The sequence below is a fragment of the Amycolatopsis thailandensis genome, from assembly GCF_042723255.1.
Taxonomy (GTDB): Bacteria; Actinomycetota; Actinomycetes; order Mycobacteriales; family Pseudonocardiaceae; genus Amycolatopsis; species Amycolatopsis thailandensis.
Map to the genome: position 1 here is coordinate 45841 of NZ_JBHXJK010000058.1, position 6569 is coordinate 52409.

Annotated in this window: 7 protein-coding genes; 5 read left to right on the forward strand and 2 right to left on the reverse strand. The window is 69.9% G+C overall.

Annotation, left to right across the window (positions count from 1 at the left end):
* Nucleotides 1-129: 129 nt before the first annotated feature.
* Both ACFWMR_RS23330 and ACFWMR_RS23335 read left to right on the forward strand, forming a co-directional pair.
* Nucleotides 130-1362: a sodium:proton exchanger gene (locus ACFWMR_RS23330; RefSeq protein ID WP_378379877.1), complete on the forward strand. Its 1233-nt coding sequence runs from the start codon at nt 130-132 to the stop codon at nt 1360-1362.
* Between the two features lie 41 nt (nt 1363-1403).
* Nucleotides 1404-2960, forward strand: coding sequence for an alpha/beta hydrolase (locus tag ACFWMR_RS23335; RefSeq protein ID WP_378379878.1), 1557 nt, complete (start codon nt 1404-1406; stop codon nt 2958-2960).
* Here the strand turns inward: ACFWMR_RS23335 and ACFWMR_RS23340 are convergent.
* Both ACFWMR_RS23340 and ACFWMR_RS23345 read right to left on the reverse strand, forming a co-directional pair.
* Nucleotides 2924-3586 carry a response regulator gene (locus tag ACFWMR_RS23340; RefSeq protein ID WP_378379879.1) on the reverse strand — a complete coding sequence of 221 codons (663 nt, stop codon included), beginning with the start codon at nt 3584-3586 and terminating at the stop codon, nt 2924-2926. The genes ACFWMR_RS23335 and ACFWMR_RS23340 overlap by 37 nt on opposite strands.
* Nucleotides 3583-4302: a sensor histidine kinase gene (locus ACFWMR_RS23345; protein ID WP_378379880.1), complete on the reverse strand. Its 720-nt coding sequence runs from the start codon at nt 4300-4302 to the stop codon at nt 3583-3585. Before ACFWMR_RS23345 ends, ACFWMR_RS23340 begins: the two co-directional genes overlap by 4 nt.
* Nucleotides 4303-4484: 182 nt before the next feature.
* Here ACFWMR_RS23345 and ACFWMR_RS23350 point away from each other — a divergent pair, with 182 nt between their 5' ends.
* The 3 genes from ACFWMR_RS23350 to ACFWMR_RS23360 all read left to right on the forward strand — a co-directional run bounded on the left by ACFWMR_RS23350 (nt 4485) and on the right by ACFWMR_RS23360 (nt 6419).
* Nucleotides 4485-4718 carry a hypothetical protein gene (locus ACFWMR_RS23350; RefSeq protein WP_378379881.1) on the forward strand — a complete coding sequence of 78 codons (234 nt, stop codon included), beginning with the start codon at nt 4485-4487 and terminating at the stop codon, nt 4716-4718.
* Between the two features lie 150 nt (nt 4719-4868).
* The gene (locus ACFWMR_RS23355; RefSeq protein WP_244199608.1) at nt 4869-5702 is read left to right on the forward strand and encodes a hypothetical protein; all 834 of its coding nucleotides are present in this window, start codon (nt 4869-4871) and stop codon (nt 5700-5702) included.
* A gap of 15 nt (nt 5703-5717) precedes the next feature.
* Complete coding sequence (locus ACFWMR_RS23360) at nt 5718-6419, forward strand: hypothetical protein (RefSeq protein ID WP_093933402.1); 702 nt, start codon at nt 5718-5720, stop codon at nt 6417-6419.
* Nucleotides 6420-6569 lie beyond the last annotated feature (150 nt).

The window sequence follows — 6569 nt, forward strand, 5'->3', positions numbered from 1 at the left end:
CCGGCGGGACGACCTCCGGATTTCGGCATGGCGATCTTCCTTTTTCCTTGCCCCGCAAGGGAATTCTCGCCGGACAGGGGAAGAGGGAAACGGTTGTGGTAACCCGGTCGCCGCCGGGAATCTCGGTCCGTGATCGTCAAACGACTGAGGCCGATCGGCCTGTGCGCCGCGCTCACCCTGCCCGCGCTCGTCCTGCGGTTCTCAGGTGCCGAACCGGGGGCGGTGGTGGGTCTGCTGCTCTTCGGTCTGGCCGTCGTCGCGGCGTCGTTCCTGCTGGCCTGGGCGGCGGAAGCCGCGCAGGTGGACATCTCCGGCGGCCTCGCGATCGCCGTGCTGGCCGTCATCGCGGTGCTCCCCGAGTACGCGGTGGACCTGTACTTCGCCTACACGGCGGGTTCGAATCCCGAGTACGTCGCCTACGCCGCGGCGAACATGACCGGCTCCAACCGGTTGCTGCTCGGCCTCGGCTGGTCGACCGTCGTGCTGATCGGCCTCGCCGTCGCGAAGAAACGCAGTGGCGCCACCGTGCGGGAGCTGGTCCTCGATTCGCCGTACCGGGTCGAGCTCGGATTCCTCGCGATCGCCTCGATCGTCGCTTTCGTCATCCCCGGGACCGGGCAGATCTCGCTGGTCCTCGGCTTCGCGCTGCTCGGGTTCTTCGTGTTCTACCTCTGGAAGGTCTCCCGCGCCGAGCCTGGCGAACCCGAGCTGGTGGGCCCCGCCGCCACCCTCGGCGGGCTGTCCAAGCGGCCTCGCCGGATCCTGGTGATCACGCTGTTCGTCTTCGCCGCCGTGGTGATCCTCGCCAGTGCGGAACCGTTCGCGCACAACCTGATCGCCGTCGGGACGGAACTCGGCATCGACCGGTTCCTGCTCGTGCAATGGCTCGCGCCGCTGGCGTCGGAAGCGCCGGAGTTCATCGTGGCGATCCTGTTCGCGCTCCGCGGCAAGGGTGACGCGGCGATCGGCACGCTGCTTTCCAGCAAGGTCAACCAATGGACGCTGCTCGTCGGCAGCCTGCCGATCGCCTACGTCTTCGGCGGCGGAGGGACCGCGTTGCGGCTGGACGCCCGGCAGATCGAGGAATTCCTCCTCACCGCCACCCAGACCCTGCTCGGCGTGGCCGCCCTGCTCGCGTTGCGTTTCCCTCGCTGGGCCGCCTGGACCCTGCTCGGCCTGTTCGCGGTGCAGTTCGCGCTGCCCGGCCAGACCGCGCGCTACGTCCTCTGCGGTGTCTACGCGGTCATCGCGCTCGCCGCCCTGATCCACAACCGCCGCCACATCCTGCCGACCCTGGCCGCCCCTTTCCGCCGGGCACCCTATGCCTCCGGGAGCAGCCGCGAGGAGCGGATTTCGGCCTGAGGGCAGAGGTTTTCGCGAGTTTCCGCGCTTAGCGTCCAGGGATGACCAAACGAAGGAAAATACTCGCCGCGGGTATCGCGATCGCGCTACTGGCGAGCGCCGGGCAACCGGTCGCGGCTTCCCCGGCACAGCGGATCGACTGGCACGACTGCCGGTCCGGGCCGGACGACGAGACGGGGGAACGGCTCGCGGCGGCCGGGGCGAGCTGTGGTGAGGTCACCGTTCCGCTGGACCACGCCGATCCGGGCGGCCGCACCCTTTCGGTGGCCGTCGCCCGCCGTGCCGCGACCGACCCCGCGCGCCGTCTGGGCACCCTGATGGTCAACACCGGCGGTCCCGGCCCGTCCCGCGACGGCGTGGCCTTGCTGGCACAAGGTCTGCCACCGGAAGTCCCGTCCGGGGCGCCGTCGCTCGCCGCGCGGTACGACCTGGTCGGGATCGATCCGCGGTTCTTCGGGCTCAGCGCGCCGCTGGAATGCGGCTGGCCCACCGGGCGGTACCTGCACAGCGCCCAGCTGGCGAGTCCGGACCGCGTCTCCTTCGAACGCGGTGTGGCGGTCGCGCGGGATCTCGCGGCGCGGTGCGCGGACCGGGGCGACCTCCTCGCGCACGCGTCCACCCGCGACATCGCGCGTGATCTGGACGTCGTGCGGGCCGCCCTCGGGGAGGCGAAGATCTCCTACCTGGGCTGGTCTTTCGGCAGCCACCTCGGCGCGGTCTACCGAGGGCTCTTTCCCCAGCGCGTCGAGCGGATGGTGCTCGACAGCGCCGCCGCTCCCGGAGCCGCCGGTCCCGCCCTCACCCGGGAAACCGCTCCGGCGGACGCCGCGGCCCTACGCGAATGGGCGAAGTGGGCGGCCCGCCGGGACGGGCGCTATCACCTCGGCGCCACCGCCGGCGAGGTACTGGCCACGGTCGGCCGGATCGCCCGCGCCGCCTCCCGCGAACCGTTGCGCGTCGGCGGTCACCGGATCGACGCCGCGATGATCCCCGGACTGCTGCTCACCGTCGACGACAGCGACGCTTTCTACGCGGAGTTCAGCGCCCAGGTCGTCGTACTGCGCGACGCCTCCCGCGGCCTCGCCGTCACACCGACACCCACGCAGGAGTGGAAGCTCTCCCTGTACACCGACCCGGACGTCGAGCCGTCGTTCGGGTTCAGCGCCACGGTCGCGAACCAGTGCGCGGACCGTGCCGCGTCCCGCGATCCCGAAAGCTACTACCGGGACATCCAGGCACACCTGGCCGCCGAGCCGCTGTTCGGCCCGCTGGCGCGGCACATCACGCCCTGCGCGTTCTGGCCCGTCTCGCCCACCGAAGCGCCCGTCCCGATCGGCGACGACCGCCCCGCGCTGCTCGTGGGCGCCTCGGGGGATCCGGTCACGCCGTATGCCGGGCAGCTGGCCCTGCGCCGAGCCTTGAGCGGATCACGCATGGTCACGCTGGACGGCGCCTTCCGGCACGGCGTCTACCTCTTCGACCGGACGCCCTGCGTCACCGAAACGGTCGAGTCGTATTTGCTCGGCGGAGCCCTGCCCCGGACCGACGTGACCTGTGCCCGTCACCGCTCGCCAGGCCGGACCACACCCGCTTCGTAGGCGAGCACCACCGCCTGGACGCGATCCCGCACCCGCAGCTTGGCCAGGATGTTGCCCACGTGGGTCTTCACCGTTCCCGGCGCGACCACCAGCCGCTCGGCGATCTCGGCGTTGGACCAGCCGCGGGCCATCCCGGCCAGCACCTCCCGTTCGCGCCCGGTCAGCGTCGCCGCCGATCGGGCCGCGCCGGGGTCGAGCGGGGGCGCCAGCCGGTCCAGCAACCGGCGGGTGGTGGTGGGGGCGATCACCGCGTCCCCGGCGTGCACCGTCCGGATCGCGGCCAGGAGTTCCTCCGGGGTGGCGTCCTTGAGCAGGAAGCCGCTCGCCCCGGCCCGGATCGCGGCGAGCGCGTGCTCGTCGAGGTCGTACGTCGTGAGCATGAGGACCTTCGGCGCGCGGGCCAGCGCGAGCACCCGCCGGGTGGCCTCGATGCCGTCGAGCACCGGCATCCGTACGTCCATCAGCACCAGATCGGGGTTCAGGCGCAGGGCCTGCTCCAGCGCGGCGAGACCGTCGCCCGCCTCGCCGACCACGGTCAGGTCCTCCTGCGATTCGATGACCATCCGGAAGCCCGCCCGGACCAGCGCCTGGTCGTCGGCCAGCAGGACCCGGACCGGGGCGGTCATGCCCGACCGTCCCGCAGGACGCCGAGCACCCGCCGGAGATCGCCCAGTGCTTGACGGGCGCATTCGCCGATCGTGACCAGCGCGGACCGGCCGGCCTCGGGGGAAGCCGCGTACCGGCCACCGTCGGCCTGCGCGATCACGACCGCGAGCGAATGGGCGACGATGTCGTGCATTTCGCGGGCGATGCGGTTGCGTTCCGCGAGGACGGCGAGCCTCGCCTCTTGCTCGCGCTGGGAAAGCCGCACCCGGCGCAACGTCCCGGTCGCCCAGGCGGCCACCACCGTGCTGGCCAGGAAGGCGCCGACGAGCAGATGCGCGGTCGCCGTCGACGGCAGCATCGGCCAGCTCAGCCCGCCCAGCACGGCGCCGGCGAGGCCGAGCGCGAGCGCGGCGCCACCCGCCTGCCGCGGTCCGTACGCCGCCGCGGCGTGCACCGCCAGCGGTACCGCGAGGTCGGCGGGCAGGGCGCCGACGTCGTTCCGGATCGCGAGCCACTGGACGCCGGCGGTTCCCAGCACCAAGGCCGCGCACACCGCGGGGTTGCGCCGCCGGAAGGCCAGCGGGAGCGAAAGGAGCAGGGAGAACAGGAAATACGCGGCCTCCGCCCGGACGAAGAGTCCTAAAAGGACACAGCAGGCCGCGAGCAGCAGCGCGATCAGGGCGTCGACGAGCGGCCCGTGTCCGCGCAGCCAGGAATCGAGTCGTTCACCGAGCACGTCGTCACCTTATGGCGGCGGGTGCCGCCGTCGCCTCGTCGCGTGGGCTGAACCCGGCTACGCCCGCCGGGCTAGCCCGAACGGAGCAAGAAAGCGGCGGGCGCGGCGGCGGAAATCCCGTGTCCCGGCATCTCGCGCCGCGCTAACCTGAAGAAAACGACTTCATCTGCGGGGGAGCGGACATGGTCGGAATATGGATAGCGCTCGGGGTGCTGCTGATGGTGATCGGCATCGCCGTGCTCACCGATCTGCGCGATCGGAGCCGGGGCGGGACACGCAAGATCATGCTGCCGGGCTGGGCCTCCCGGCGGGCGGACTACACGGAGAACGACCTCGTTCACGGGCGCTGGGTGGAGAAGGCGCCGCGTGAGCAGGACGAAGAACTCCAGCGCAGGTACAAGTCGGGCGACGATTGAGGACTTTCACCGCGGATTCCCGCGCCCGGTTCCGTGGTTTTCGGGGATTCCGTGGGAAAAGCACCGTTGCGCCAAGCCGGTGACCCCGATCACAGTGACCTCTCGGATCGTGAGAACATGAGGCACAGGCTGCCGGATCCCGGAGGGTGAATGCTCCGCAGAATGCGTCGTTGGCTCGAATTGCTCAGTCTCGGCGGGTTGGCGGTGGTCGGCTTCGTGGTCGGGATCGCGGAAGCGCTCGGCTGGCTGGACAAAGTCGCGCCGAAGGGCATCACCACCCTGACCCTGATCATGGTCAGCGGGGTGGTCGTGGTGCTGCTCGTCGAGCTGACCCCGTTGCGTGCCTTGGAAGACATCCGCGACCGCCTCGCCGGTCTCGACATCGACACCATCGCCTCGAGCCTCCGCCGCACCCACTACGGCGGCGTGGTCGAAGTGCACAAACGTTTTCCGGACGACGCGTTCGCGGCCCGGGTCGCGAAGGCCAAACAGGTGACGATCCTGAACACCTGGATCCCGAACCTGGAATTGCTGGAACACGAACTGGAAACCGCCATCGTCGAGCGCCGGGCCGAAGTGCGGATCATGTTGCTGCATCCGAACTCGATGCTGGTGGGATTGCGTGAAGCGGCGCTGGGCCGGTCCGACGGGGCGGGCAACGCCTTCGTGAGCACGGGGATCGCGAGCTGCCTGGACACGCTTTCCCGGCTGCACCGGCGGCTGGCGAAACGGCAGGGCAACCTGAAGGTGCGGGTGTTCAACTCGCAGGCTTCGGTTTCGGTGTACCGGGCCGACGGGCGCTACCTGGTCAGCATGTTCCTGCACGGCCAGCTGGCGATCAATTCGCCGCAGTTCGAAATCGAGGGCACGCACGACACCGTGCTCGGCGAGCAGATCCAGCGCGAGCTCGACACGTTGTGGGACATCGGCCGCGACGTCGATCTCGGCGACTGGAACCGCAGTATCGACATGATCCGTTTCTGAGCAAGAGGTGTAGTGATGCGAGACCTTGACGAGTTCGAAGACGGTTTGATCGAGCGGTTCCGGAATCACCCGGTGCTGCGGGACGCCGTCGATCTTTCGCCGGAGGACCTGGGGACGGTCCTGACGCAGCGCCGTTTCCTGTCGCTGGCTTTCACCATGGCGTACGACCTGGCGATCGACCTGCTCACCGACGAACAGTCCGTCAGGATCGCCCGCGTCATCATCCGCGAGGAATACCCGGACAACTCTTCGCCCGGCAGCACGCCTTCGCACCGCGAAGACCTGATGACGGACATCCTCGCCCTCGGCTTCCCGCGTGAAGAGCTGGTGCGGTCCCGGCGGTCGCTGGCCACGACGGCCTGCCTCGACACCACCATGGAGCTGATCTCCTCGGCGGGCGACTCGAAGCACTCCGACGTCGAACTGCTGACGATCCTGCGGTTCTGGGGCGAGGTGCTGGTCTCCGTCGAGTACGGCGAGCTGTGGCGCCGGATCGGCCCGGTGCTCGGCGACAAGTCCGTCTTCTACTACCCGCACCACGTGCACGACGCGAAGTCCCGCCCGCTGGCTGCCGCGTCCCCGCTCTCGCTGACCCACTCCGACCAGCTCGGACTGCGTCTCGTGCAGCTGATCGACTCGGACGGGGCACGGGAACGGTTCCGGGAGACGGAGAAGGCCGTCGTCGCGATCAAGACCGCGTTCTACGACCAGTTCTAGGGCCTCGGCCGCGAGCGTGTCGTCCGTCCGATCCTGTCCTATGTACCTACTGATCCGAAGTCCGTGAAGGCCTCCTTGAGGGACCCAGGGTCCCTCAAGGAGGCCTTCACGGACTGGGCACACAGGCGCGGCGTGAGTGGAGGCGTGACT